At 53.4% G+C, this 22,821-nt stretch carries 20 protein-coding genes; 8 read left to right on the top strand and 12 right to left on the bottom strand.

The window, feature by feature from the left end; translation table 11 throughout:
* The first annotated feature begins 127 nt into the window (after positions 1–127).
* Positions 128–2,278, top strand: a complete 2,151-nt coding sequence (locus BM025_RS00385; RefSeq protein WP_244515364.1) for a ComEC/Rec2 family competence protein — start codon at positions 128–130, stop codon at positions 2,276–2,278.
* Between the two features lie 77 nt (positions 2,279–2,355).
* Here the strand turns inward: BM025_RS00385 and lexA are convergent, their stop codons facing one another.
* The 5 genes from lexA to BM025_RS00360 all read right to left on the bottom strand — a co-directional run bounded on the left by lexA (position 2,356) and on the right by BM025_RS00360 (position 7,209).
* Positions 2,356–3,066, bottom strand: a complete 711-nt coding sequence (gene lexA / locus BM025_RS00380; protein WP_085847453.1) for a transcriptional repressor LexA — start codon at positions 3,064–3,066, stop codon at positions 2,356–2,358.
* Between the two features lie 427 nt (positions 3,067–3,493).
* Positions 3,494–4,663 carry a molybdopterin molybdotransferase MoeA gene (locus tag BM025_RS00375; RefSeq protein ID WP_085847454.1) on the bottom strand — a complete coding sequence of 390 codons (1,170 nt, stop codon included), beginning with the start codon at positions 4,661–4,663 and terminating at the stop codon, positions 3,494–3,496.
* Positions 4,660–5,148, bottom strand: a complete 489-nt coding sequence (gene moaC / locus BM025_RS00370) for a cyclic pyranopterin monophosphate synthase MoaC (protein ID WP_085847455.1) — start codon at positions 5,146–5,148, stop codon at positions 4,660–4,662. Before moaC ends, BM025_RS00375 begins: the two co-directional genes overlap by 4 nt.
* A gap of 30 nt (positions 5,149–5,178) precedes the next feature.
* The gene (gene trpC / locus BM025_RS00365; protein WP_085847456.1) at positions 5,179–5,979 is read right to left on the bottom strand and encodes an indole-3-glycerol phosphate synthase TrpC; all 801 of its coding nucleotides are present in this window, start codon (positions 5,977–5,979) and stop codon (positions 5,179–5,181) included.
* 48 nt (positions 5,980–6,027) lie between these two features.
* Positions 6,028–7,209: a cytochrome P450 gene (locus BM025_RS00360; protein WP_085847457.1), complete on the bottom strand. Its 1,182-nt coding sequence runs from the start codon at positions 7,207–7,209 to the stop codon at positions 6,028–6,030.
* A 103-nt stretch (positions 7,210–7,312) separates the two neighbouring features.
* Here BM025_RS00360 and BM025_RS00355 point away from each other — a divergent pair, with 103 nt between their 5' ends.
* The 5 genes from BM025_RS00355 to BM025_RS00335 all read left to right on the top strand — a co-directional run bounded on the left by BM025_RS00355 (position 7,313) and on the right by BM025_RS00335 (position 13,861).
* A complete protein-coding gene (locus tag BM025_RS00355; RefSeq protein ID WP_085847458.1) occupies positions 7,313–9,127 on the top strand; it encodes a sensor histidine kinase in 1,815 nt (604 codons plus the stop codon).
* On the top strand, positions 9,127–10,368 hold the full coding sequence (locus BM025_RS00350; protein ID WP_085847459.1) for a sigma-54-dependent transcriptional regulator: 1,242 nt from the start codon (positions 9,127–9,129) through the stop codon (positions 10,366–10,368). The genes BM025_RS00355 and BM025_RS00350 overlap by 1 nt, the downstream gene beginning before the upstream one ends.
* A gap of 279 nt (positions 10,369–10,647) precedes the next feature.
* Positions 10,648–11,649 (top strand): DctP family TRAP transporter solute-binding subunit, encoded by a 1,002-nt coding sequence (locus BM025_RS00345; protein ID WP_085847460.1) that lies wholly within the window; start codon positions 10,648–10,650, stop codon positions 11,647–11,649.
* A 131-nt stretch (positions 11,650–11,780) separates the two neighbouring features.
* Positions 11,781–12,467, top strand: coding sequence for a TRAP transporter small permease (locus BM025_RS00340; RefSeq protein WP_085847461.1), 687 nt, complete (start codon positions 11,781–11,783; stop codon positions 12,465–12,467).
* Positions 12,468–12,472: 5 nt separating this feature from the next.
* Positions 12,473–13,861 (top strand): TRAP transporter large permease, encoded by a 1,389-nt coding sequence (locus BM025_RS00335; RefSeq protein WP_085847462.1) that lies wholly within the window; start codon positions 12,473–12,475, stop codon positions 13,859–13,861.
* A gap of 98 nt (positions 13,862–13,959) precedes the next feature.
* On the opposite strand, the gene trpD is transcribed toward BM025_RS00335, so the two are convergent.
* A complete protein-coding gene (gene trpD, locus BM025_RS00330; protein WP_085847463.1) occupies positions 13,960–14,994 on the bottom strand; it encodes an anthranilate phosphoribosyltransferase in 1,035 nt (344 codons plus the stop codon).
* Positions 14,991–15,599 (bottom strand): anthranilate synthase component II, encoded by a 609-nt coding sequence (locus BM025_RS00325; protein ID WP_085847464.1) that lies wholly within the window; start codon positions 15,597–15,599, stop codon positions 14,991–14,993. Before BM025_RS00325 ends, trpD begins: the two co-directional genes overlap by 4 nt.
* Before the next feature lie 288 nt (positions 15,600–15,887).
* Between BM025_RS00325 and BM025_RS00320 the strand changes: the two genes are divergently transcribed.
* Both BM025_RS00320 and BM025_RS00315 read left to right on the top strand, forming a co-directional pair.
* The gene (locus BM025_RS00320; protein WP_085847465.1) at positions 15,888–17,330 is read left to right on the top strand and encodes a divergent polysaccharide deacetylase family protein; all 1,443 of its coding nucleotides are present in this window, start codon (positions 15,888–15,890) and stop codon (positions 17,328–17,330) included.
* 125 nt (positions 17,331–17,455) lie between these two features.
* A complete protein-coding gene (locus BM025_RS00315) occupies positions 17,456–18,226 on the top strand; it encodes a DUF2189 domain-containing protein (protein ID WP_085847466.1) in 771 nt (256 codons plus the stop codon).
* A 5-nt stretch (positions 18,227–18,231) separates the two neighbouring features.
* Here BM025_RS00315 and BM025_RS00310 read toward each other — a convergent pair whose 3' ends face one another.
* The 5 genes from BM025_RS00310 to bcp form a co-directional block, all read right to left on the bottom strand.
* Positions 18,232–19,125, bottom strand: a complete 894-nt coding sequence (locus tag BM025_RS00310) for a DMT family transporter (protein WP_085847467.1) — start codon at positions 19,123–19,125, stop codon at positions 18,232–18,234.
* Positions 19,126–19,316: 191 nt separating this feature from the next.
* Entirely contained in the window at positions 19,317–19,859 is a 543-nt protein-coding gene (locus BM025_RS00305) for a bactofilin family protein (RefSeq protein WP_085847468.1), read from the bottom strand.
* Complete coding sequence (locus BM025_RS00300) at positions 19,849–21,165, bottom strand: M23 family metallopeptidase (RefSeq protein ID WP_085847469.1); 1,317 nt, start codon at positions 21,163–21,165, stop codon at positions 19,849–19,851. The genes BM025_RS00305 and BM025_RS00300 overlap by 11 nt, the downstream gene beginning before the upstream one ends.
* 287 nt (positions 21,166–21,452) lie before the next feature.
* Positions 21,453–22,277 (bottom strand): ferritin-like domain-containing protein, encoded by an 825-nt coding sequence (locus BM025_RS00295; RefSeq protein WP_085847470.1) that lies wholly within the window; start codon positions 22,275–22,277, stop codon positions 21,453–21,455.
* Entirely contained in the window at positions 22,274–22,732 is a 459-nt protein-coding gene (gene bcp / locus BM025_RS00290; protein WP_085847471.1) for a thioredoxin-dependent thiol peroxidase, read from the bottom strand. Before bcp ends, BM025_RS00295 begins: the two co-directional genes overlap by 4 nt.
* Between the last annotated feature and the right edge of the window lie 89 nt (positions 22,733–22,821).

Below are 22,821 nucleotides of genomic sequence, written 5' to 3'. Positions count from 1 at the left end.
TGTTGAGGCAGGTCTAGAGCATTTTTGCGCAAAGTGGAAATCGCTTTTCTGTGGCATGCGTACGACGCGGCAGCATGTGCAGCAAGAACCGATGATCAGGTAGCATCATAAATAAAAGGACCGATAGGTGACGTCTATTTTAAGCCCGCTTTACTGGCTTTTGGATATTTTTGATCGCCAGCGTGGGCGTCTTTTCTTGTGGCTGCCTGTGATGATTGGCGTTGGCGTATCTTTGTACTTTGTCGCCTCGATTGAACCCGCACCACAGACCTATATCTATAGCGCTGTTTTTACGGGGCTGGGTATGGTGGTTTTGTGCTTTATTCCAGCCTATTACGCACCGCCTTTGACGATGTGTGTGATGATCTCAATTGGGTTTTTGTCCGCAGGATACAGGGCGCATTCTGTCGCAGCCCCTGTGTTAAACTATCGGTATTATGGCCCCGTCGAGGGGCGCATCATTAAAATTGATCGATCCGCATCAGAAGCTGTGCGTTTGACACTTGATCACGTTATTTTAAAAAATATGCAGCCCCACCGGACGCCCATTCGCGTGCGCATTTCGTTGCATGGACCACAAGACTATATCACGCCCGAGCCCGGTTTGCGCATCGCAATGACCGCGCATGTTTCACCGCCACCAAGCGCCGCCGATCCCACGGGATTTAATTTTCAACGTATGGCGTGGTTCGACCAATTGGGCGGGGTTGGCTACACGCGCACGCCTGTTTTACGGTCTGGGGCCACGGACAAAGGCCTGTCTTTGGCCATCCATAGAATACGACAATCGTTGTCTTTGGCGTTGCAATCGCAAATGTCAGGGCAGGCTGGTGCCTTTGCCGCGGCCATTTTAACAGGGGATCGGTCTGGCATTTCAGCGCAAACTGCGGAAAATCTGCGCGCCAGTAATTTATCGCACCTTTTGGCTATCTCAGGCCTGCATATGGGGCTTTTGACCGGCGTTATTTTCGCAGCCATTCGTGTGGGATTGGCGTTGATCCCTGTTGCGTTCTTTTATCTTCCGACCAAAAAGATCGCTGCGGTCTGCGCCTTGATTGCGGGCGCTATGTATCTGGCGTTGTCCGGTTGGAACGTGGCGACAGAGCGCGCCTATATTATGGTGTCGATGATGTTCATCGCGGTGCTGTTTGACCGCCAAGCAATTTCGATGCGTGCTGTTGCCATGGCTGCGATATTGATCCTGTTGATCCGCCCTGAAGTGTTGCCCGAACCAGGGTTTCAGATGTCCTTTGCTGCGACCACCGCGCTTGTCACTGTCTTCACGCTTGTGCGGCGTTTCAATGTGATGGGGCGTTGGCCGCGTTGGGCCAACGGAGCGTTGACTGTGGTGTTGTCCTCTGCCGTTGCTGGGATTGCGACCGCGCCTGTGGCTGCGGCGCATTTCAACCGGATCGCTGATTTGGGCTTGATCGCAAATGTGATTTCCGTACCTGTCATGGGCGCTGTGGTGATGCCTGCTGCAATTTTGGCTGCCGTGCTATCGCCAATTGGGCTACAAAGCCTGCCTTTGGCGGTGATGGAGCCTGCCATTCGGTGGATTTTGTTCGTCGCGCAAAAGGTTTCAAACGTCGAAGGCGCTGTGACCCATGTGGTTATGCCGCCGTCACAGACCTTGCCGCTTATCGCGCTTGGCGGGCTTTTTGTGATGCTGTGGCGTGGACGCGCGCAGCTGTTGGGGTTGTTGCCCGTCATCTTGGGATTTGCACTTTGGGCAACGGCAGATCGCCCTAGTTTGCTTGTGTCTGCAGATGGCGGACTTGTGGGGCGGATGACGGCCGAGGGGCGCGCGTTGAACAAAGCGACGGGTGCAGGGTTTTCGGCGCATTCATGGCTGGAAAATGACGGAGACATCCCCGATCAAATCGCCGCGGCGGCCCGTTTTTTACCATCTTTGGACATAGCAGGCGTCCGCATTGCTCATGTTTCGGGGCGTGGTTGGCTTGAGGCTGCTCAGAGTGCTTGCGAAACCCATGACATCGTGATTGTAAATAAAAAATGGGAAACTGAGCCGCTGAAACCCTGCCTGATGTTGGATTTGGCTTATCTAGCGCAAAGCGGTGCTTTGTCGTTTCGCCCTTTGGAAAACGGTGTAGATATTACGACGGCCTATGGGGCGTCGGGCGTGCGGCTTTGGACAACTCCAAGCTTGCGCTATTCAAAAAGACCCATTGATGCGGTGTTACAAGATTTAACGCAGCGCGGTGTCTTTGGCTTGGCCGTTACGACTGCGGGTCATATTGATCCGTATGCGCCATAAATCACCTGTGCAAAAGCTGCCCGAAACATGGCACGAAGCATGATATGGGCGGCTTTTGCAATGATTTTTAACGTGAATTAGTAGCTGCGGATCAGCCCAACCAATTTGCCTTGGACTTCGATCTTATCAGCCGCGACCATGCGCGTTTCGAACGCAGGGTTGGCCGCTTCAAGCGCGATCATATCGCCCTTGCGCATGTAGCGTTTCAGCGTGGTCTCATATCCTTCGACCATGGCCACAACGATATCGCCATTTGAAGCCTGTGACGTTTCGCAAATAACCACGATATCACCATCATTGATACCAGCGTCAATCATGGATTCGCCTTTGACCTCAAGCGCATAGTGATTGCCGCGTCCCGATAGCATTGATCCAGGCACAGCGACATTCATCGCGCCATCTTCAACCGCTTCAATAGGCACTCCTGCGGCTATTTTTCCCATGATTGGCAAATTGAACGCAGAGACAGCCACTTCCATTGCTTGCATCGGGGGCGGTGAATTGGGACGGTCGCCTTCAATCACGCGCGGTTCAAACCCTGCGACAGTGGGCGCAGTGGGCATTCCGCCAAGGCTTTCGGGCAGTTTGACGATTTCAATGGCTCGCGCACGGTGGGCAAGACGGCGAATAAATCCGCGTTCTTCAAGCGCTGTGATCAGGCGATGGATGCCTGATTTAGACCGCAGGTCGAGCGCTTCTTTCATTTCATCAAAAGACGGCGGAACACCATCTTTGTGCATCCGCGTGTTGATAAATTCTAACAGTTGTAGCTGTTTTTTCGTCAGCATGTTTGTGCTCCCGCCTGTGTCTCGCTGGTCCTGATATCGTATCAAGGACCGGTTTGGTTTAACTCAAGCGATCTGGGGTCGAGAGCGGTACAAAGTGCACATTGCTCTGTTGAGAGTGTAGGTCAGGCAAGGGGCGAGACAGAAGACGCGGCGTATTTTGCGCCACGGTTCTGAACACCACAGGACCGCCCTGATCAATCTTATTCCAGACCACATTGGTAACGTGTTCATTCAATGTTCTACGGTCGTTCTTGTAATGTGTCAACATGTTCTCCGTCATTTGACCTCGACCCATGCCTTTGATGCAAAGGGCTTTGGTCTTGGCCCTATGAGACCGACTGGTGACTAATGAAGGGTTAAAATTGCGCGAAGCCGATGGAAATATTGCGTGAAAACCTAGCGCATGCGGATGCACACCAAGCGCATGCTACAATCGGATCACATCCACCAGATCACCCGCTTCACTGGCGGGCGCATTTGGGGCGCGAATGATCAGGGCGTTGGCGTCCGATAATATCCGCAACAAGGCGCTGTCTTGGCTGGCAAAGGGCGTCACTTTTCCCGCGTCAATCTGCGCACGCATGTAATGGGCGCGGGGGCCATTGGCGGGCAGGTCTTGGGTCAGCTCGACCAAGGTGTGCGCCGTAAGTGCAGCCCCAAGCCCCAGCATTTTGCACAGAGCAGGCAGCATAAACAGATGCGCAGTCACCAAAGACGATACAGGATTACCCGGCAGGCCAAGCATCATGACACCATTCAGTTTGCCCGCCATAAGCGGCTTGCCCGGACGCATAGCGACTTTGTAAAATGCACGGTCCAATCCCATATCAGCGGCGACTTTGCCGACAATGTCATGATCGCCCACTGAGGCACCGCCAATGGTAACGATCATATCAGCACCAGCGGCAAGGCTGAGCGCTTGGCACAAGGACGATTCAGTGTCGCGGGCAATGGGCAGCATGCGGGGAATGCCACCTGCGGCTTCGACCATCGCGGCAAGTCCAAAGGAATTGGATGCAATGATTTGCGCATCGTTTGGCGTCTCGCCGGGCATCACCAATTCATCGCCTGTGGCAATCAAGGCGACCACCGGTTTGCGGGTGACTGTGATTTTATCGATGTTCATCGCGGCCAAAAGCGCCAGATCGCGGGGCGTCAGCTGGCGCGGGGCTTGCACTGTGTCGCCCGCTTTGAAATCTGCGCCGATGTCGCGAATGTTGGTGGTGCGCGAAATGTCTGTTTGGGTGATTGTATCACCGTCACGGGTGACATTTTCTTGGATCACCACACGGGATGCTCCGTGTGGCATAGGCGCGCCAGTAAAAATACGCACGGCTTGGCCCGCTTGCACTGTGCCGTCAAATCTATGACCTGCTGCCGCTTCGCCAATTACCGTGAACTGCGCGCCGATCTGGCTATCTGCGTCACGCACCGCGTACCCATCCATGATGGAGGCTGAGAAAGGCGGTTGATTGCGGGTGGCTGTGGCATCTTTGGCCAGAACACGGCCTAGGCCAGCACGCAGAGGGATTGTTTCAGCCCCTAAGGGATCGCAAAGCGAAAAGACATGGTCCAGCGCTTGTGAGACGGAAATCATAGGGGCGTCTCGTCCAAGGTGTAGATGCCCGATTTGCCGCCTTCTTTGCGCAAAAGGCGGATATGCACGATTTCCATGCCTTTTTCAGCGGCTTTCAACATGTCGTAGATGGTGAGAGCGGCTGTAGAGGCGGCAGTGAGCGCTTCCATTTCCACGCCTGTTTGGCCTGAGGTTTTCACAGTCGCGGTGATGCGCACTCCGGGGAGTGTTTCATCTGGGACAAGATCCAGCGTGACCTTGGTTATTGGCAAAGGGTGACACAAAGGGATTAGATCAGAGGTTTTCTTGGCCCCCATGATGCCTGCCAATCGTGCGACGCCCAAAACATCGCCCTTTTTCGCGGTGCCTTTTAGGACAAGTGCCAAAGTTTCGGGGCGCATTTTGATCGCAGCCTCGGCTGTGGCCAAACGATCTGTCACGGCTTTGTTTGAAACATCGACCATATGCGCGTGGCCTGCGTCATCGAAATGGGTCAAATCAGCCATGGGACGATCCTTTTGGGTCAGTGTGATAGATTACGCGGGAACGGGGTTTGCCAGCAGCGTGCGCGTGGCGGCGGTGACATCATCTTGGCGCATCAGGCTTTCCCCGATCAAGAACGTGCGCGCACCGTATGCGGCCATGTCAGCCAAATCTTGGGCATTGCTCAGACCGCTTTCGCAGACCAACAGCTTGCCCGCAGGGGTCAGTTTTGACAGGGTGCGCGTGGTATCGAGCGAGGTCTCGAATGTTTTCAGATTGCGATTGTTGACGCCCAAAAGAGGTGATTTCAGTGCTAAAGCCCGTGTGAGTTCGTCCTCGTCATGCACTTCGACCAGCACATCCATGCCCAGTTCAAAGGCGGCATCTTCCAATTCAGTGGCCTGCGCGTCAGACACGGACGCCATGATGATCAAAATAGCATCTGCCCCCCATGCGCGCGCTTGCGTAACTTGGTAGGTGTCATACATAAAGTCTTTGCGCAGTACAGGCAGCGAGACTGCCGCGCGCGCTTGGATCAAAAACTCTGGCGCGCCTTGGAAAGATGGCGTGTCTGTGAGCACGGACAAACAGGTCGCGCCGCCGTCCTCGTACGCTTTGGCCAAAACAGGTGGATTGAAATCGGCGCGGATCAGCCCTTTGGATGGAGACGCCTTTTTCACTTCGGCAATCAAACCGTAGCCTGTTGTAGCAGCCGCTTGCAACGCGGCGGCAAATCCGCGTGGGGCAGATTGGGTTTTGGCCTGCGCTTCAAGATCGCTTAAGGACACGGCCTGTTTGGCGGCGGCCACTTCAAGCAGTTTATAGGCTTTGATTTTATCGAGCACTGTGGCCATTTGCGGTAATCCCCGTGTCTGCTGATCTGCGTGTGTCTTGTTAGAGGCTTATGTGCGGACCATCAATGTCTCTAGCCCATGAAAATGCCATGTGTTGGCAAAGCGTGGGGGCTGGGCAAGGCGCAGATCAGGACAGCGTTCAAATAACACCTGCAAAGCGATCCGCATTTCAAGCCGCGCCAAAGGTGCCCCGACGCAAAAATGAATGCCACCGCCAAAGGCCGTGTTTTGTTTCACTTTACGGGTGGGATCAAACACATGCGGATCATCCCAGGCATCATCATCACGGTTTGCCGCGCCCAACAGCAACCCTATTTTGTCACCTTTTTTAAAATCTTGGCCCAAAAATGTGGTGTCGTCATTCACCCAGCGTTGAAACAAATGCAGGGGGGGATCAAAGCGCAGCAATTCTTCTACTGTGCCATCAATCGCGTCATTGCCCAGCATCTCTTTCGGTGTTTGGTGCTCTAGCAGAGTTTTCACACCCAAACCCAAAGCATGCACCGTGGCTTCATGCCCCGCGTTGAGCAGCAAAATACAGGTGGTGATCAACTCTTGTGTCGATAGCTTTTCGCCGTCTTGCTCAGCCGCGATCAAATGCGTGATCAAATCATCGGCAGGCAAGCTGCGCCGCTGGTCTATATAACTGCGCATGAAATCTGAAAACTCTGTGGCGGCCAGCGCTGCGGCGTCTTCAGTCTCGCGCGAACACATAGGGGTGTACAGCGCCACCATAGCGTTGGACCATGCCAGCAATTGATCGCTCATGTCCTCGGGCACACCCAACAGGCGCGAAATGATCCGAATGGGCAGGGGGGTGGCAAACTGTTTGAGCAGATCAAAATCGCCACTGGGAAACCCATCAATCAGATCATTGGAAATCGCAGTGATCTCAGGTGTCAGTTCTTTGATCCTGCGCGATGTGAATGCTCGCAAAACCAGTGAGCGCAGTCTGCGATGTCTGTCGCCTTCCAATTCCAACATGGAATGGTCATCAACGTCATAAAACGGCCGCAGATGGTCTTTTACAACGGGTTTGAACCCCTCAGGAGCCTCACGTCCAAACCGCCGATCTTTCAATCCCATGCTCACCCCATCGTATGACGCGATCACGGGCAGATCCAATTCTTGCCAATAGGCGAGTGGGCCAGCGCTGCGCAGCCTGTCGTAAAACGCATAGGGGTTTTGAACGAAATCAGGTGCTTTGGGATCTTGGGACAGGGATGTCATCGGTTGGCTCATGTTGGCTCAGTCTGGTCAAGTTGCAATTACGTGCGAGACCGTGAAGCTTGGTGCTTTGCTTTGCAAGCAGGAGTTTCTAAACTGCGCCCATATGAACCAAAGTCATGATCCAAGTTTTACGCCCCTTAGCGACCTGCACACAAATGCCCTAAGGCGGCGTTTGGTTGAGGTGATGGTGTTGTTGCTGGTCGTGATCGCCATTGGGTTGGGGGTCTATGCGCTGGCGTTTCGATCTGAACTGGACCAAGCCGCAGGGCGCGCCAAGGCCGACTTGGCCCTGTCTACAGATCGCTTGCGCACAGGGCTTGAGCGGTACCGAGAACTGTCTGTGATCTTGGCCGAGCATCCCACAGTGACCTCTTTGATCTTACAGCGCGGGGGCACAAACCCTGAATTGCATGATGCCGCGGCGCAATTGTTGCAACGCATGGCCGACAAAACTGGGTCGCAGTCTTTGGTGCTTGTGTCCAACACAGGGCGCGTTTTGGCCGCATCGCAAAGTTCCATATTACCTGCAGGCGCTGATGCTGCCTTTGCGCGGGCGATGAACGGTGCGCTGGGCGTGGCGCATTTCGTCGATGGCAACGGTGCGCGGCGGTTTGTCTATGCGGCTCCTGTGTTTAAACCCAATGGCGCGGCCCAAGGCGCTGTCTTGGTCAATGTCGATGTGGAATCGATTGAATGGGGATGGCCTGCTGATCCTTTCGCTGTGTATTTCACAGATACAGATGACGTGATTTTTGTGACCAACCGCACAGAGCTGATCTTGGCTGGCGGGGGTGCTGGGGATTTCCCTGTTGCCCGCAAGCGTGTGATTGGTGGTCATGATGTGTGGTCTATGGTGGCGGGGCCTTATATCCCAGCCAGCGTTTTACACATCAGCCAACCTTTGCCCGTCGTGGATATGACGGGGGAGCTTTTGTATGATCTGGCCCCCGTACGCACATTGGCTGCGATGCAGGCGGGGATGGCTGGGGCGATTGCCTTTGCCTTTGGCGCGTTTTTGGTGCTCGCAACAGAGCGCCGCCGCACGTTGTTCGAAGCCAACACGCGCCTAGAGGCCAGCGTCGCCACCCGCACCCAAGCTCTAGAAATTGCCAACCGTGATTTGATGCGCGAAGTGACCGAACGTGAAGAAGCCGAAGCACGTCTCAAACGCGCTCAAGCGGATTTGGTGCAAGCGGGAAAACTATCTGCGCTGGGCGAGATGTCTGCGGGCATTTCCCATGAGCTGAACCAGCCCTTGATGGCTATCCGGTCTTTTTCGGAAAATGCACAACTGTTCTTGGAACGTGGCAATGCGACCAAGGCGGGCGAGAACCTTGGGCGGATTGCAGACCTATCGCGGCGCATGGGGCGTATCATTAAAAACCTGCGGGCTTTTGCGCGGCAAGAAAACGAAGCCATTTCCGATGTTGATTTAAGCGCCGTTGTCGATGCCGCTTTGGAAATGACCATGGGCAAAATCCACGCTGGCGGTGTTTCCATCGATTGGCAGCCCGTGCCAAATACCATGGTGCGTGGTGGCGATGTGCGGCTGCAACAAGTGGTGATGAACCTTGTGTCCAACGCCGTGGACGCTGTGGCCGACAGTGATCTCAAACAGGTCAGCATTGCGCTGGGCGTGCCCGATGCGCATTCAGATACAGCTGCCGATATGGTCCGCCTGTCCATTCGCGATACGGGCGGTGGCATTTTCGAACCAGAAAAGATATTCGAGCCATTCTATTCCACCAAACACGTGGGCGCGGCCCAAGGTATGGGGCTGGGCCTATCTATTTCATATGGGCTGATCCAAAGTTTTGGCGGCACCATCCAAGGCCATAACCCTGCGGGGGGCGGGGCAGAATTTGTGATCACCTTGCCTGCCGCCCGCGCTGTCACACCCCTTCAGGAGACCGTCTGATGAAAAGAACCAATGCTGTGGATCGTGTGCTTTTGGTCGATGATGACGCATCAGTGCGCGAGGCTTTGGGGCAAACGCTTGAACTGGCAGAATTGGTGCCCACCTTGGCTGGCACGTATATCGAAGCCAAAGATCACATCATTCGGGATTTCGCGGGCGTCGTTGTCACAGACATTCGGATGCCGGGCAAAGACGGGTTTGCCCTATTGGAATATGCCCAAGGGCTCGACCCAGAACTGCCTGTTGTTTTGCTGACGGGCGAAGGCGATATTCCGATGGCGGTCAAAGGGATTTCCAGCGGTGCATTTGATTTCTTGGAAAAACCATGTTCGCCCAAAGAACTTGTGGCCGTGGTGGAAAAGGCTTTGCGCACGCGGGCACTGGTGTTGGAAAATCGACGTTTGAAGCGCCAAGTGGAATCGGGTGATGCAGCCGCGCGGCTGTTGCGTGGCACGTCGGCTCTGTCCAAACGGTTGCGCAGCGAGGCCCGCACGGTGGCGCGCTCTGCTGCGGATGTGTTGGTCACGGGCGAGCCTGGTGTGGGCACCGCTAAAATGGCCGAAGTCGTGCATCTGTTGTCTGCTGGGTCCGTCGCGCCGTTCTTGAAATTCTCTGGCGCGGCTATGACACCCCGCACTTTGACCGCGGCCTTTCAAGATGCTGCAGAAGGGTCTATTTTCATCGACGAAGTCGCTGCTTTGCCATCAAATGTACAATTTTCATTGTTGGATTTGCTTGAGACCCATGATCGTCCGCGTTTGATTGCGGGCAGCTATGCCAATCTGTCTGATTTGGTGGCGCGAAATGGATTTTCGGCGGATTTGTTTTATCGGCTTGAGGCCGCTGTGATCCGCATTCCGCCCTTGCGCGAACGCCCCGAAGACATTCCTGTGCTGTTCCGCCATTATGTTGATATCGCGTGCGAGCAAACCAATCTGCCCGTGCCTGAAATCACTTCAGAAATTATCGCGAATTTGATGGCGCAAAACTGGCCCGGCAATGCGCGCAGTTTGATGAATGCCGCGATGCGCTTTGTCATGGGACTGTCGGATGGGGGCGCGCCTGAGGGGGAATTGGGTTTGGTCGAACAAATGGCACAGGTAGAACGCTCTTTGTTGATATCGGCCCTGCAACGCCACCACGGCAACGCGACAGAAGCCGCCAAAGGCCTAAAACTGCCACGCAAAACATTTTACGACAAACTGACACGACATGGTGTTTTGGCTGAATTGTATCGCTGATAGGGGGCGATAGACATTGTGCGTCTGTGTGCGATATTCCGCACAGTGATCGCTAACCTATGTGCGGTGATCCGCACAGTATGCGTGCGGCGCATGGCTGTTATGTGACCGGTTCGTTTGTAACGATCTGAAATTTAATGAAATATTTACATATTTCACAAAGCTGTCACTTCCCCTTGTCGCCTTTGCCGACAGGCTGTTGTCTGGCCTTGAACCTGCAGCGCCCTGATTCAACGGGCCGAGGTCAAAAATTATGACATCTTGTCTGGGAGGACACCTATGAAATTTCTCGCATCTGCCGCTACCGCGCTCGCTTTGGCCGTCACTGGTACATCTGCAATGGCGGCCTGTGACGCTGGCGAAATGGTTATCAAATTCAGCCACGTCACCAACACTGACAAGCACCCAAAGGGCATCGCTGCCAACCTGTTCATGGAGCGTGTGAATGCTGAAATGGACGGCAAAGCCTGTGTCGAAGTTTACCCAAACTCCACACTGTACAACGATGACCAAGTGCTAGAAGCCATGCTGCAAGGCGATGTGCAAATGGCGGCGCCAAGCCTGTCTAAGTTTGAAACATTCACCAAAATTTACCGCATCTTCGATCTGCCGTTCATGTTCAAAAACATGGATGCTGTGGAAGAATTCCAACAGTCTGAAACCGGTCAAGACATGAAAGAAGCCATGGTACGTCGTGGTCTTTTGGGTCTTGGGTTCTGGCACAATGGTCTGAAACAATTCTCTGCGAACAAACCGCTTGTGTTGCCAGCAGATGCCGCTGGTTTGAAATTCCGCGTGCAGCCTTCTGATGTTTTGGTTGCTCAAATGGAAGCGCTTGATGCGTCACCACAGCCGATGTCATTCTCAGAAGTGTACGGCGCGTTGCAAACAGGCGTTGTTGATGGTCAAGAAAACACATGGTCCAACGTCTACGGCCAAAAATTCTTTGAGGTCCAAGACGGGATCACAGAAACAAACCACGGTCTTTTGGACTACATGGTCGTGACATCTGTTGATTGGTGGGAAGGTCTTGATGCGGATATCCGTGATCAGCTGTCCACAATCATGATGGAAGTCACAACTGAGCGCAACGCAGCCATCGCTGACGTTGACATGCAAAACCGTCAAGCTGTTTTGGATGCAGGCGGCGTGATCCGTGAATTGGATGCGGACCAACGCCAAGCTTGGGTCGATGTGATGAAACCTGTTTGGGCACAGTTCGAAGGTGATGTTGGCGCAGACAATATTGCTGCCGCACAAGAGATCAACGCAAAGCACTAAGTCTTTGATGTAAAAATCTAAAATGGCCCCGCCGCACAGAACGGTTTGGGGCCATTTTCAAACCCCGTGATCCCCGCGCTGATCCAAATAGCGCCGCCGCCCCCCGACCCAAAATAACAAGGGACAAAGACATGTCACATCATGATGACAGCCAAGGCACGGCCTTGGGGCGCTTTTTTGACAGCGTCGAAGAAAACATTATCGCAGCCATTCTTGGGGTGATGACCCTGATCACATTCGTCAATGTGGTGATGCGCTACGTGTTTAACGAGTCCCTGATTTGGGGTCTTGAAGTGGTGCTGATCCTTTTCGCTTGGTTGGTGATGCTGGGCATTTCATATGGGTTCAAAAAGACCACGCATTTGGGCGTGGACGCTGTGACCAATATGCTGCCTGCACGCGGTCAACGTATCACGGCATTACTGTCAGCTGCCGTCTGTTTGATCTATGCAAGCCTTTTGATGAAAGGCGCATGGGATTACTGGGCGCCCTTTGCAGCCTTGCAGCCCACAGAAGGCCGCTGGTTCCCGCTTGGCTTTACTGAAAACACCCGTGATCGTGCGTTTTACATGACGGATCAAGTGCCGATGTTGGGTATTTTCCGCTGGCTGGAAGATGCGATCAACTATGGTGACAGCTATGACAAACTGCCCCGCGTTGTGCCCTATGCCATCATCCCCTTTGGCTGTGCGTTGATCTTGCTGCGTGTTGTCCAAGCGACGATCCGTATCATCAAAGGTGAACAGGCCAGTTTGATCGTGTCGCATGAAGCCGAAGAAGACGTCGAGCGCGCTGCTGCCGACTTGAACAAGGAATAATCGCAATGGATGTCATTTTTCTATTTGCTATGGTTTTGGGATTGTTGCTGATCGGCGTGCCGATTGCTGTGTCTCTTGGCCTGTCGTCCATGATCTTTTTGCTCATGTTTTCAGACACATCGCTCGCCTCTGTGGCGCAATCTTTGTACCAAGCTATGGCGGGGCATTACACGCTTTTGGCAATTCCGTTTTTCATTCTAGCCTCTAGTTTCATGTCCACAGGCGGCGTGGCGACGCGCATTGTGCGGTTTTCCATCGCCTGTGTCGGCCACATGCATGGTGGTCTTGCCATCGCGGGTGTGTTTGCCTGTATGATTTTTGCAGCCTTGTCTGGCTCGTCGCCTGCGACAGTTGTTGCCATCGGCACGATCGTGATCGCTGCAATGAAAAAAGTGGGCTACACCAAAGACTTCGCCGCTGGCGTGATTTGTAACGCAGGCACGCTTGGCATCTTGATCCCACCGTCCATTGTGATGGTTGTTTACGCTTCTGCGACCGACGTTTCCGTGGGCCGTATGTTCTTGGCTGGCGTGATCCCGGGGCTTTTGGCGGGCACAATGTTGATGATCGCCATCTATGTGATTGCGCGGATCAAGAAACTGCCAAAAGGCGAATGGGCGGGCTGGGGCGAGATTTGGAATTCGTTCAAAGATGCGTTCTGGGGCTTGATGTTGATCGTGATTATCATGGTCGGTATTTATGGCATTCCGGGTATCACAGGCGCGATCTTTACCCCGACTGAAGCGGCGGCTGTGGCCTCTGTTTATGCCTTCTTTGTGGCCTCATTCGTGTACCGTGATATGGGGCCGCTCAAAGGTTCTGACGCCCGTGTGTCTTTGCTGCGCAAACCCCAAGCCATCGTGACCGCGTTTTTCCACAAAGACACGCGTGATACGTTGTTTGATGCGGGCAAGCTGACCATCATGTTGATGTTCATCATCGCCAACGCGCTGATTCTAAAGCACGTATTGACCGATGAACAAATCCCGCAGCAAATTGCCAATGCGATGCTGTCGGCTGGATTTGGCAAAATCATGTTCCTAGTCATGGTCAACGTGATCTTGCTGATCGGTGGTCAATTTATGGAACCCTCAGGTCTGATTGTTATCGTGGCACCACTTGTGTTCCCCATCGCGATTGAGCTGGGCGTCGACCCGATCCACCTTGGGATCATCATGGTCGTGAACATGGAAATCGGCATGATCACACCGCCTGTTGGCTTGAACCTGTTCGTGACCTCTGGGGTGGCTGGCATGCCGATGATGGCCGTTGTACGCGCCGCCGCACCGTTCTTGGCGATCTTGTTCGTGTTCTTGATTTTGGTCACCTACGTGCCAATTATTTCGACCTATCTGCCAAACTCGCTGATGGGGCCCGAAATTATAACCAATTAACCAGTGACTTATGTTGTATTTAAAAGGGGCCTCCGTTTGGGGCCCCTTTTTTTATGGTTTGTTCTTTGGAATTATTGGCCGCTACAAGGCCCTTGGATTTAACTCGCTGATGTCAGTGCGGCCAAAGCATCGAGTTTGGCCAAAGCAGCGCCTGAATCCACGCTTTCGGCAGCCATTTCAACACCTGCTTTCAGATCGCTGACCTTGTCGGCCACAACCAATGCTGCCGCCGCGTTGAACAACACGGCATCGCGGTAAGCCCCTGCGGCACCGCCCAACATCACGCGCATAGCCTTGGCGTTTTCAACAGGTGAGCCGCCCAAAATATCGCGCAGCGGATGCACGGGCAGACCAGCATCTTCGGGATGAATTTCAAGCGATTTGATCGCGCCGTTTTCTAAAGCAGCAACAGCGGTCGGGCCAGAGATTGACACCTCATCCAACCCATCGTGACCATGCACAAGCCATGCTTTTGTCGAGCCGAGCGTCATCAACGTTTCCGCCATCGGGTGGATCAAATCGGGGGCAAACGCGCCTGTGAGTTGACGTTTGACGCCCGCAGGATTGGTCAGTGGGCCTAGAATGTTAAAGATGGTTTTGCAGCCAAGCTCTTGGCGCACAGGCATCACATCTTTCATCGCAGGGTGATGCATCGGGGCCATCATAAAGCCGATGCCGACCTCGTTGATCGCGCGCTCGACCACATCTGGCGTGACCATGATGTTGATGCCAGATGCGGTCAAAGCATCGGCAGAGCCGGATTTAGACGACAGGTTGCGATTCCCGTGTTTGGCGACCGGCACACCCGCGCCCGCGACAACAAATGCCGTTGCTGTGGAAATGTTCAACGTGCCCATGCCGTCACCGCCCGTGCCGACGATATCCATCGCGCTCTCGGGGGCTTTCACAGGCAGGCATTTGGCCCGCATCGCAGCGGCTGCGGCAGCGTATTCCGACACCGCTTCACCGCGCGCGCGCATGGCCATCAACAGCCCGCCAATTTGGGCTGGCGTCGCTTGACCTTCGAACAAAATCTCAAAGGCTTCCGCCGCTTGGGATCGGCTCATCGGGCCTTCGGACGCTGCGAAAATAAGGGCTTTCATTGCTTTGTCTGGATTATATGCTGTTGTCATGCTGGCACCTTTTGGGTCGAAATCTCTTTGGTATTGGCGAATTGATTTAGAAAGGTGCGCAGCATGTCATGGCCGTGTTCAGATCGGATGCTTTCTGGGTGAAATTGCACGCCCTCGATGGGCAGCGTTTTGTGCCGCAAACCCATTATTGTGCCATCTTCCAATTCGGCCGTGATTTCCAAACAATCGGGCAGGGTGGCGCGGTCCACCACCAGAGAATGATAGCGCGTGCCCGCCAAAGGCGATGGCAGCCCAGCAAAAACGCCTTTGCCTTGGTGCAAGATCGCGCCCATTTTACCGTGTACAATCTCATGACAGCGCACGACTTGACCGCCAAAGGCTTGGCCAATGGATTGATGCCCCAAACACACGCCAAACAACGGGATCTCGTGCTTGGCCGCAGCATGGACCATCTCAAGACATATGCCTGCTTCAAGCGGTGTTTTGGGACCAGGTGACAGCAAAATGCCAGCGGGCTTGAGCGCCAGCGCTTGTTCTACGGTCATATCATCATTGCGGATCACTTTGGTTTCCACCCCAAGCTCACCAATATAGTGAACAAGGTTATAGGTGAAACTGTCGTAATTATCGATCAAAAGCAACATGGCGGGTCTTTCCAAAACAGTTATCATAGGGACGCGCGGCATATTGATCAGCAATTTGTGACCGATCCGGGTCCATCGTGCAGGGCCTGTGTCGAAAGGGGATGAACCCAGCTCATACACGCGCTATACATGTCCACGAAGGTGGGCGAAGGGTCAAGGCCATGCACTTGATTTTCGCAGTGTTTGAGAGCTTTTGACGCTTCAAATGCACCACAAAGCATAACGATAGGCCAATAAAAATTGGTGCGTGCACGAATATGCACAAGAATAAGCAAGGGGCGGCGACGAATGGGACGCGGAATTTTGGCAGGCTTGGTGTGGGGCTCGATTGTGGGCTTTGGAATCATGACTGTGGCCAATCAGATGGTGGAAAAAGTTTCTTTGACGCCAATTTCAGCAGCACCAGACATGCGCGCTGACGACGCTGTTTCATCTGATGAAACAGTACCTGATGAGAGTGTGCCAGAGGATGTTGCGCCAAGCGCCTCTAATGAACCCAATACACCCAGTACCAGTCTTGCCCCATCCATGCCGATCAGTCCCGATATGGCACAAGATATGCCGCTCGATATGAGCACCCCCAAGGCAGTAAATACGCCTAATCTGAGCGCCACAAAGCCAGATGAAATGGCTACAGAAACGACGCCAGATACACTGTCAACGCCAAAAACCGAAACCGCAGCATCGCCTGATATTATGGCCCCCAGCCCGCTTAGTGAACCGATGGCTGACACCCGTGAAGTCCCAGATGTGGGGGGCGATACCCCCGTCGTCAACAGCCCGCAAGCGATGGAATTGACCACGCCAGAAAAAGCAGATCTGCCCCTGCAAATCGATCCGAAATTACCCGCGCAAACTCAGATGTCGGATAGGGACATTGCGCCTGAAACCGCGCCATCAAAACTGACACCTCAGGGGCAAAAGACGATTGGAACCAAAGTTGGAAGCTTTACTGACCGCCAAGATAATTTGAAATCAATGCGCCTGCCATCTGTGTCCGGCAGTGCCCAAGAAGACGCGGCGCCTATGGTTGTCGCAGATGATTTGCCCGCTTTGGTAGCCTTTTCAGCCGATTACACCAAACTAGGCAAAGCCCCTGAAATGTCAGTCATTTTGGTCGATATTGGCGAGATCGACCCCAATGCGACGCTGCTCGCAAACCTACCTTTCCCCGTGACGTTTGCAGTAGATGCCTTGGCCCCCGGTGCCACAGAACGCGCGCAGATGTACCGCCAAAACGGGTTTGAAGTCTTGGCCTTGATCGGTTTACCCGAGGGGGCCACCGCGCAAGATGTGGCGGTCACCATCACCCAAGCCCGCGATTTGATGCCTGTGTCGATCGGCTTTTTGGATGTGCCGTCGGCGTCATTTCAAGCCTCGCGTGATGTTGCGGCACAGGTTGTGGCCTCAGCAGCCTCAAGTGGTCATGGCCTTGTGTCATTTTCACGTGGATTGAACGCGATGATGCAAGAATCCAAACGTGCAGATTTACCTGCAGCCTTGGTGTTTCGTGACTTTGATGGGCGCGACCAAGATGTGTCAGCAATCAAACGTTTTTTAGATCAAGCGGCCTTTCGCTCTGGTATCGACGAAGACATCATTTTGGTTGGACGGGCAAAATCAGACACACTGAAAGCTTTGGTGGAATGGTCCTTGGGTAACCGCGCGGCCTCGGTTGAAATCGTGCCTGTCTCGTTTCTTTTGACAGCTGGCGACACGGCAAAACCATAATGCGGCATGTGGGTGTCGCGGCTTGACAGGGGCGGGGCATTTCGGTTGACTTCAGTGCGGTCCTGCGCGCCATTTGAATGGTGGTTGTAGTCGACGCAGGCATAAATTGAAGCCAAGGAATTTAGATGACTGACACAGTTCCAAGCCACGCAGCGCCCATTCCACAGGTCGCCAAATTGTCGCTCAAAGATCTGCGCTTTGCCTTAACGGCGGGCATGGCCGACTACCGTAAAGCGCCGCAGTTTGGCTTGTTCTTTTCCACCGTTTATGTGCTTGGTGGCATTCTTATGGTTTGGCTGGGGGCGGGGACTGTTGAATGGACCTTTGCCATGACTTTGGGGTTTCCATTGGTCGCGCCTTTTGCCGCTGTTGGGCTATACGAAGTCTCGCGGCGTCTGGAACGTGGTGGGGCGATGAAGTGGTCTGAAATCTTAGGCGTCGTTCATTCGGAAAAAGACCGCCAAATCCCTTGGATGGGCGCGATCATCGTGATCTATTTTCTGTTTTGGTCTTTTCTAGCGCATATGATTTTCGCCCTGTTCATGGGCTTGTCTGTCATGCGCAATGTGTCCACATCTTACGAGGTATTCTTGACCGCAAATGGGTTAACCATGATCGGTGTCGAATTGTTCGTGGGAGCCATTTTAGCCTTTATGCTGTTTTCACTTACAGTCACCAGCCTGCCGCATCTCCTTGAAAAGGAAGTGGATTTTGTCACGGCAATGCTTGTGTCTTTGCAAGTCGTGAAACAAAATCTGTTTGTCATGCTGGTTTGGGCAAGTCTTGTTGCGGGGCTGACCTTTGCAGCTATGGTGCCGCTGTTTTTGGGGTTGCTCGTGGTGATGCCTGTGTTGGGGCATGCCACATGGCACTTGTACAAACGGGCTTTGATTTGATGAGTTTAGCGGGATTTTCGTTTGCGTGCTGTGATCATCAACGCCAAGCCTGAGGCCACAATCACCGCGCCACCCGCCACTTCCATCGCATCAGGGCGTTCGCCAAAGACCACTGCCGCAAGGATCATAGCGAACAAAAGCCGTGAATATCGAAACGGTGTGACGATGCTGATTTCGCCTGTGCGCATGGCAAAGGTCAGCGCTGTATAAGCCGAAACGCCGACGATAATTGCCGCGCAAAGAGACAGGCTTTCCAACGCGGTTGGCATCACTATATCACCGTGCCATGCCAGCAATATAACGCCTGAAACGATTAACATCGCAAAGCCGTAAACGCCAAGCTGCGCATAGGACAGCCCCTTGGGGGCGGCGCGTGTCGCCAGATCACGCCCTGCAAATCCGATCATGCCCAGCACGGCCAAAATGGACAGTGGGGAAAACCCGTCTAGCCCGGGGCGCAGCACCATCAGTACTCCGACAAAACCCAAAGCGATTAGGGCCCAACGGCCCGCTGTGATTTTTTCACGAAACAAAACGGCAGCTGCTGCGGCAACCAAAAGCGGTGTTGCTTGCAGGATGGCAGACGTGGTGGACAGGGCTGTGAGCGCCAAAGACAGCGTGAAAAATAGCCGTCCCAAGACCTCAAAACACGATCGGATCAGCAGGGCGGGGTGTTTCAGGTCAGAGTTGAAAATCCGTTCGCCCCGTTGCCATGTGAGCACTGCGAATATGGCGGTGCCGCCAATGCCAAACAGGATCAAAATTTGTGAGACTGGCAGGTGCTCGGACACATGTTTGAGTAGGGTGTCTTCGACTGCGAACAACGCCATAGCCGCCACCATAAAGACCGCGCCTTTTAGATTGTCAGCGGCCTTTTTGTCTTGAGATATCTGTGGCATGGGCACGTCCTTTGGCGATTTTGCTCACCCTGTCTTGGATTGCACGGGGGCACAAGCGGGATTGGCGCACAGCCCATGTACGGCTCTGTCGTATTGGTGGTGCGCGCTTTAAGTTTGGGTAAATAATCAGATATAAAAAGCGGCCCGTGATGTGCATCAGGGCCGCTTTTGAAGTCTAGATGAAATCCGGATTAGGACGTCGGACCAGCTTTCGCAGGATCAGCTTTCTTAGGAGCTGAAGACGCAACACCTGGGACTTTGTTTTGTGAACTTGTGGTCAAAGGATCGTCAGCACGCTGAACAGAACCTTCGAAATGCGCACCGCTTTCAATCGCGATGGTCTTGTGAATGATGTCACCTTCGACTTTTGCAGATGAGGTCAGGCGCACTTTCAAACCGCGCACACGACCGATGATGCGACCATTGATCACAACATCATCCGCCATGACTTCACCGCGTACCGTGGCTGTTTCACCAATGGTTAACAGGTGCGCACGGATGTCGCCCTCAACAGTGCCTTCGATTTGAATATCGCCGGTTGTTTTGAGGTTGCCCACAATCGTCAAGTCGCTGGACAGCACGGATGCTGGCGGTTTGGCTTTTGGTGCAGTTGGAGTGAATTCTTGCGTCTTTTTCGGCGCAGGAGATTTTGAGGCCGCAGCCACATCAGTTGAAGTCACGTCGTCGGTTCCTTTTGACGGGCCCGTCTCGTTGATTCTGCTTTTAGAAAACATCGTTGGCAGCCTTAATATAGGTCATCGGGTTAACGGCCTTTCCGCCTACGCGAACTTCGTAGTGGAGGTGAGTACCAGTGGAGCGGCCTGAATTCCCCATAGCACCGATTTGCTGACCACGCGAGACCCTTTGTCCAACTTTGACCATAAGTTGTGATTGGTGCGCGTAACGTGTCTCAATTCCGAACTCGTGTTGGATCTTGACCAGACGGCCATATCCGGTGGACCAGCCCGCAAATGTGACAACGCCGTCAGCAGTAGAATAGATTGGTGTGCCGTAGGAGGCTGCGAAGTCTGTGCCTTCGTGCATGCGTCCCCAGCGTTGGCCAAAGCCAGATGTATACCGGAATGAACTTTTCAATGGCAAAGCAAATGGCGCTTTTTGTGCGGCAATGCGATACATGTTCAAACGGTCCATTTTCTCAATGATGCTATTGGCACGCAGACTGTCAGGGTCAAGAATGCCGCCTTTGGTCGAAAATGTGATCGGGGTCAGCGGGCCACCTTGGCCAGACAATCCAGAGCGCACTGTATTCAACAGGCTTTTTGTGGAGAGCCCCGCAGCCGTGAACATTTTATCAAGCGGTTCGACCGACACCACAACAGCATCTTCAAGTTGAGAGAAAATACGGTCGTTCTTTTCTTCCATCAGGCGCAGATCATCTTGCAATGTCTGGGCAACTTGTTCGGCTTGATTGGCCAACATAACCATTGTGTCGCGCTCGACAGCGGTTGATGTCAACGCGGCAGACAGCACATCAACTGTCTCGCCAATAATTTCGGGATCAACGCTTTTGGGGCCTGTGTCTGTGCCATCAAGTTTGGCTTGTAATGTGACGGTGTTGGCGCGCGCTGCGTCACGATCTTTCATCGTGCGGCGCAGGGTGGATTGAACAACGGTGATGCCTTTGCCAAGTTCACGCACGCGCTCTTCTGAGGACAAAAGTTCAGATTGCATCGTCGAAATTTGCGCCAAGGCTGTGTTGAAACGCTCTTGCGCTGCTGCGGCTTCGGCGGCGCGCATATCGCGCTCTGATGCCAATTCATTCACACGACTTTCAAACAAAGCCAAATCGCGTGAGGCCTGATCGCGCAGGTTGCCTGACCCGATGCTGTCCATCAGTATGATTGCCGAGGCGATGATCAACCAAGCGCCTAAAATCGTTGTGCCCGTGAACCCAAGAAGCTGCGTCACAGGAGACAGGCGCACATAACGTGTTTCATGATCTGAACGCAGGAACACCCGTTGCTCAGGAAAATAGCGCTCAAGCAAGGTGTTAAGCTTGTAAATTGGCTTTATTGTCAAGAAACCGTCCCTCGTGTCCCGTTAGATCCGCCTTTTGATATGCCAAGTTCCATCGTTAGCACACAGCGGTTAATAACGTGTTACAAAACGATTTGGTCTGGGGCAATCCCTTTGCCCATATTGATGAAGTTTGAGCGCGAAATGCCTGTTTGTTGGCGGTTTTTTGCCTAAATTGTGCAGCTTCAAAGCGTGCTGTGCCACGGATATTTAAAATGTGAGCGGCGCTGTTAGGGGCGTTTGGCAGGTGTACCGCAACATATGGTATTCCATACCTTGCGGCACCCGTCTTAGCGTTTTGTGATTTCGTCCGCGAGCGGCCAATAGAAATCAGGTGGAATGCCCGCTTCGGCACGCTTTTCGTCATTGAACGGTGGTTTTAGTCCGCCATGAAAATACTTGCGCACCAAGGCGTGGAATACAGGTTTCGGATCAATGTTTTCGCGTCCGCACAAAAAGTGGAACCATTTCGAGCCATAAGACACATGGCCCACTTCTTCGGCATAGATCACATCCAGCGCTGCGACGGTGTCTTTGTCTTTGGCCTGTTGAAACAGTTTGATCATGCCCGGCGTGACATCCAGACCGCGGGCTTCCAACACCATTGGCACCACGGCCAAACGTCCCATCAAGTCGTCAATCGTATCTTCAGCCGCTTGCCACATACCTGCGTGGGCGGGCAGGGCACCATAATAGCTGCCATGTGCTTCAAGACGATCACACATCAGATTGTAGTGTTTCGATTCCTCGTCAGCGGCCCGCACCCAATCGTCAAAAAATCCGATAGGAAACGGCACATGCGAAAACCTTGCGATTAAATCCCAATGCAAATCCACCGCGTTCAATTCGATATGGGCAATGGCATGTAAAATCGCGATTCGCCCCTCTGGCGTGCCCGGTTTGCGTTTGGGCACATCGCGCGGGGACAGCAATTCAGGCTTGGCCGGGCGCGCGGGGCGCAGAGGTGGATTGGCCGTGCCGACATCTATGGGTTTGGCACCGTCTGCGCGGCTGGCCCGCCATAACGCTGCATATTTATGGGACAAAGCCGTTTTTTCGCGACCATCTGCCGTCAGCAAAACATCAGTGGCCATTTGAGCAAGCGTGCGGGTCATGATGTTGCTGCGTCCAAAACCTCAGATGCGTGACCTTTGACTTTCACTTTGGGCCAAACATGAGTTATTTTTCCTTTTTTATCAATAAGATAGGTGGTGCGCGTGATGCCCATATAGGTTTTGCCGTACATGGATTTTTCACCCCAAACACCATAGTCTTCGCACATCGTTCCATTTTCATCAGACAACAAAGGAATGCCCAAGTCGTGCTTTTTACAAAAGTTCTCGTGCTTTTTTAGGCTGTCTTTCGATATGCCCATCACAACGGTATTCGCGGATTCAAATTCTGCTTTCAACGCGGTGAAATCTAATGCTTCTGTCGTGCATCCGGGGGTGTTGTCTTTGGGGTAAAAGTACAAAACGACCTTTTTACCACGCAATTCAGCAAGCGAAACGTCACTGCCGCCATCGCGGGGCAAAGTGAAATCTGGGGCGAGGGTTCCAATTTCAAGCATGGGGACTCCTTTTCTGCGGTGTTATTTTATGCACTTGTCGCTGAAAATGGCCGCTTTGACCATTGCATCTTGTTGGGCTTCAGTTCTAA

Source organism: Pacificibacter marinus, assembly GCF_900109555.1.
Lineage (GTDB): Bacteria > Pseudomonadota > Alphaproteobacteria > Rhodobacterales > Rhodobacteraceae > Celeribacter > Celeribacter marinus_C.
The sequence above is the reverse complement of the archived record's forward strand: the minus strand, read 5'-3'. Positions and strand labels throughout refer to the sequence as shown.

What these genes read in the sequence shown, in the direction of transcription:
- lexA (WP_085847453.1), bottom strand. Translation starts at nt 3,066, where the DNA reads ATGCTGACGAAAAAACAGCTACAACTGTTAGAATTTATCAACACGCGG.
- BM025_RS00375 (WP_085847454.1), bottom strand. Translation starts at nt 4,663, where the DNA reads ATGATTTCCGTCTCACAAGCGCTGGACCATGTCTTTTCGCTTTGCGAT.
- moaC (WP_085847455.1), bottom strand. Translation starts at nt 5,148, where the DNA reads ATGGCTGATTTGACCCATTTCGATGACGCAGGCCACGCGCATATGGTC.
- trpC (WP_085847456.1), bottom strand. Translation starts at nt 5,979, where the DNA reads ATGGCCACAGTGCTCGATAAAATCAAAGCCTATAAACTGCTTGAAGTG.
- BM025_RS00360 (WP_085847457.1), bottom strand. Translation starts at nt 7,209, where the DNA reads ATGACATCCCTGTCCCAAGATCCCAAAGCACCTGATTTCGTTCAAAAC.
- BM025_RS00355 (WP_085847458.1), top strand. Translation starts at nt 7,313, where the DNA reads ATGAACCAAAGTCATGATCCAAGTTTTACGCCCCTTAGCGACCTGCAC.
- BM025_RS00350 (WP_085847459.1), top strand. Translation starts at nt 9,127, where the DNA reads ATGAAAAGAACCAATGCTGTGGATCGTGTGCTTTTGGTCGATGATGAC.
- BM025_RS00345 (WP_085847460.1), top strand. Translation starts at nt 10,648, where the DNA reads ATGAAATTTCTCGCATCTGCCGCTACCGCGCTCGCTTTGGCCGTCACT.
- BM025_RS00340 (WP_085847461.1), top strand. Translation starts at nt 11,781, where the DNA reads ATGTCACATCATGATGACAGCCAAGGCACGGCCTTGGGGCGCTTTTTT.
- BM025_RS00335 (WP_085847462.1), top strand. Translation starts at nt 12,473, where the DNA reads ATGGATGTCATTTTTCTATTTGCTATGGTTTTGGGATTGTTGCTGATC.
- trpD (WP_085847463.1), bottom strand. Translation starts at nt 14,994, where the DNA reads ATGACAACAGCATATAATCCAGACAAAGCAATGAAAGCCCTTATTTTC.
- BM025_RS00325 (WP_085847464.1), bottom strand. Translation starts at nt 15,599, where the DNA reads ATGTTGCTTTTGATCGATAATTACGACAGTTTCACCTATAACCTTGTT.
- BM025_RS00320 (WP_085847465.1), top strand. Translation starts at nt 15,888, where the DNA reads ATGGGACGCGGAATTTTGGCAGGCTTGGTGTGGGGCTCGATTGTGGGC.
- BM025_RS00315 (WP_085847466.1), top strand. Translation starts at nt 17,456, where the DNA reads ATGACTGACACAGTTCCAAGCCACGCAGCGCCCATTCCACAGGTCGCC.
- BM025_RS00310 (WP_085847467.1), bottom strand. Translation starts at nt 19,125, where the DNA reads ATGCCACAGATATCTCAAGACAAAAAGGCCGCTGACAATCTAAAAGGC.
- BM025_RS00305 (WP_085847468.1), bottom strand. Translation starts at nt 19,859, where the DNA reads ATGTTTTCTAAAAGCAGAATCAACGAGACGGGCCCGTCAAAAGGAACC.
- BM025_RS00295 (WP_085847470.1), bottom strand. Translation starts at nt 22,277, where the DNA reads ATGACCCGCACGCTTGCTCAAATGGCCACTGATGTTTTGCTGACGGCA.
- bcp (WP_085847471.1), bottom strand. Translation starts at nt 22,732, where the DNA reads ATGCTTGAAATTGGAACCCTCGCCCCAGATTTCACTTTGCCCCGCGAT.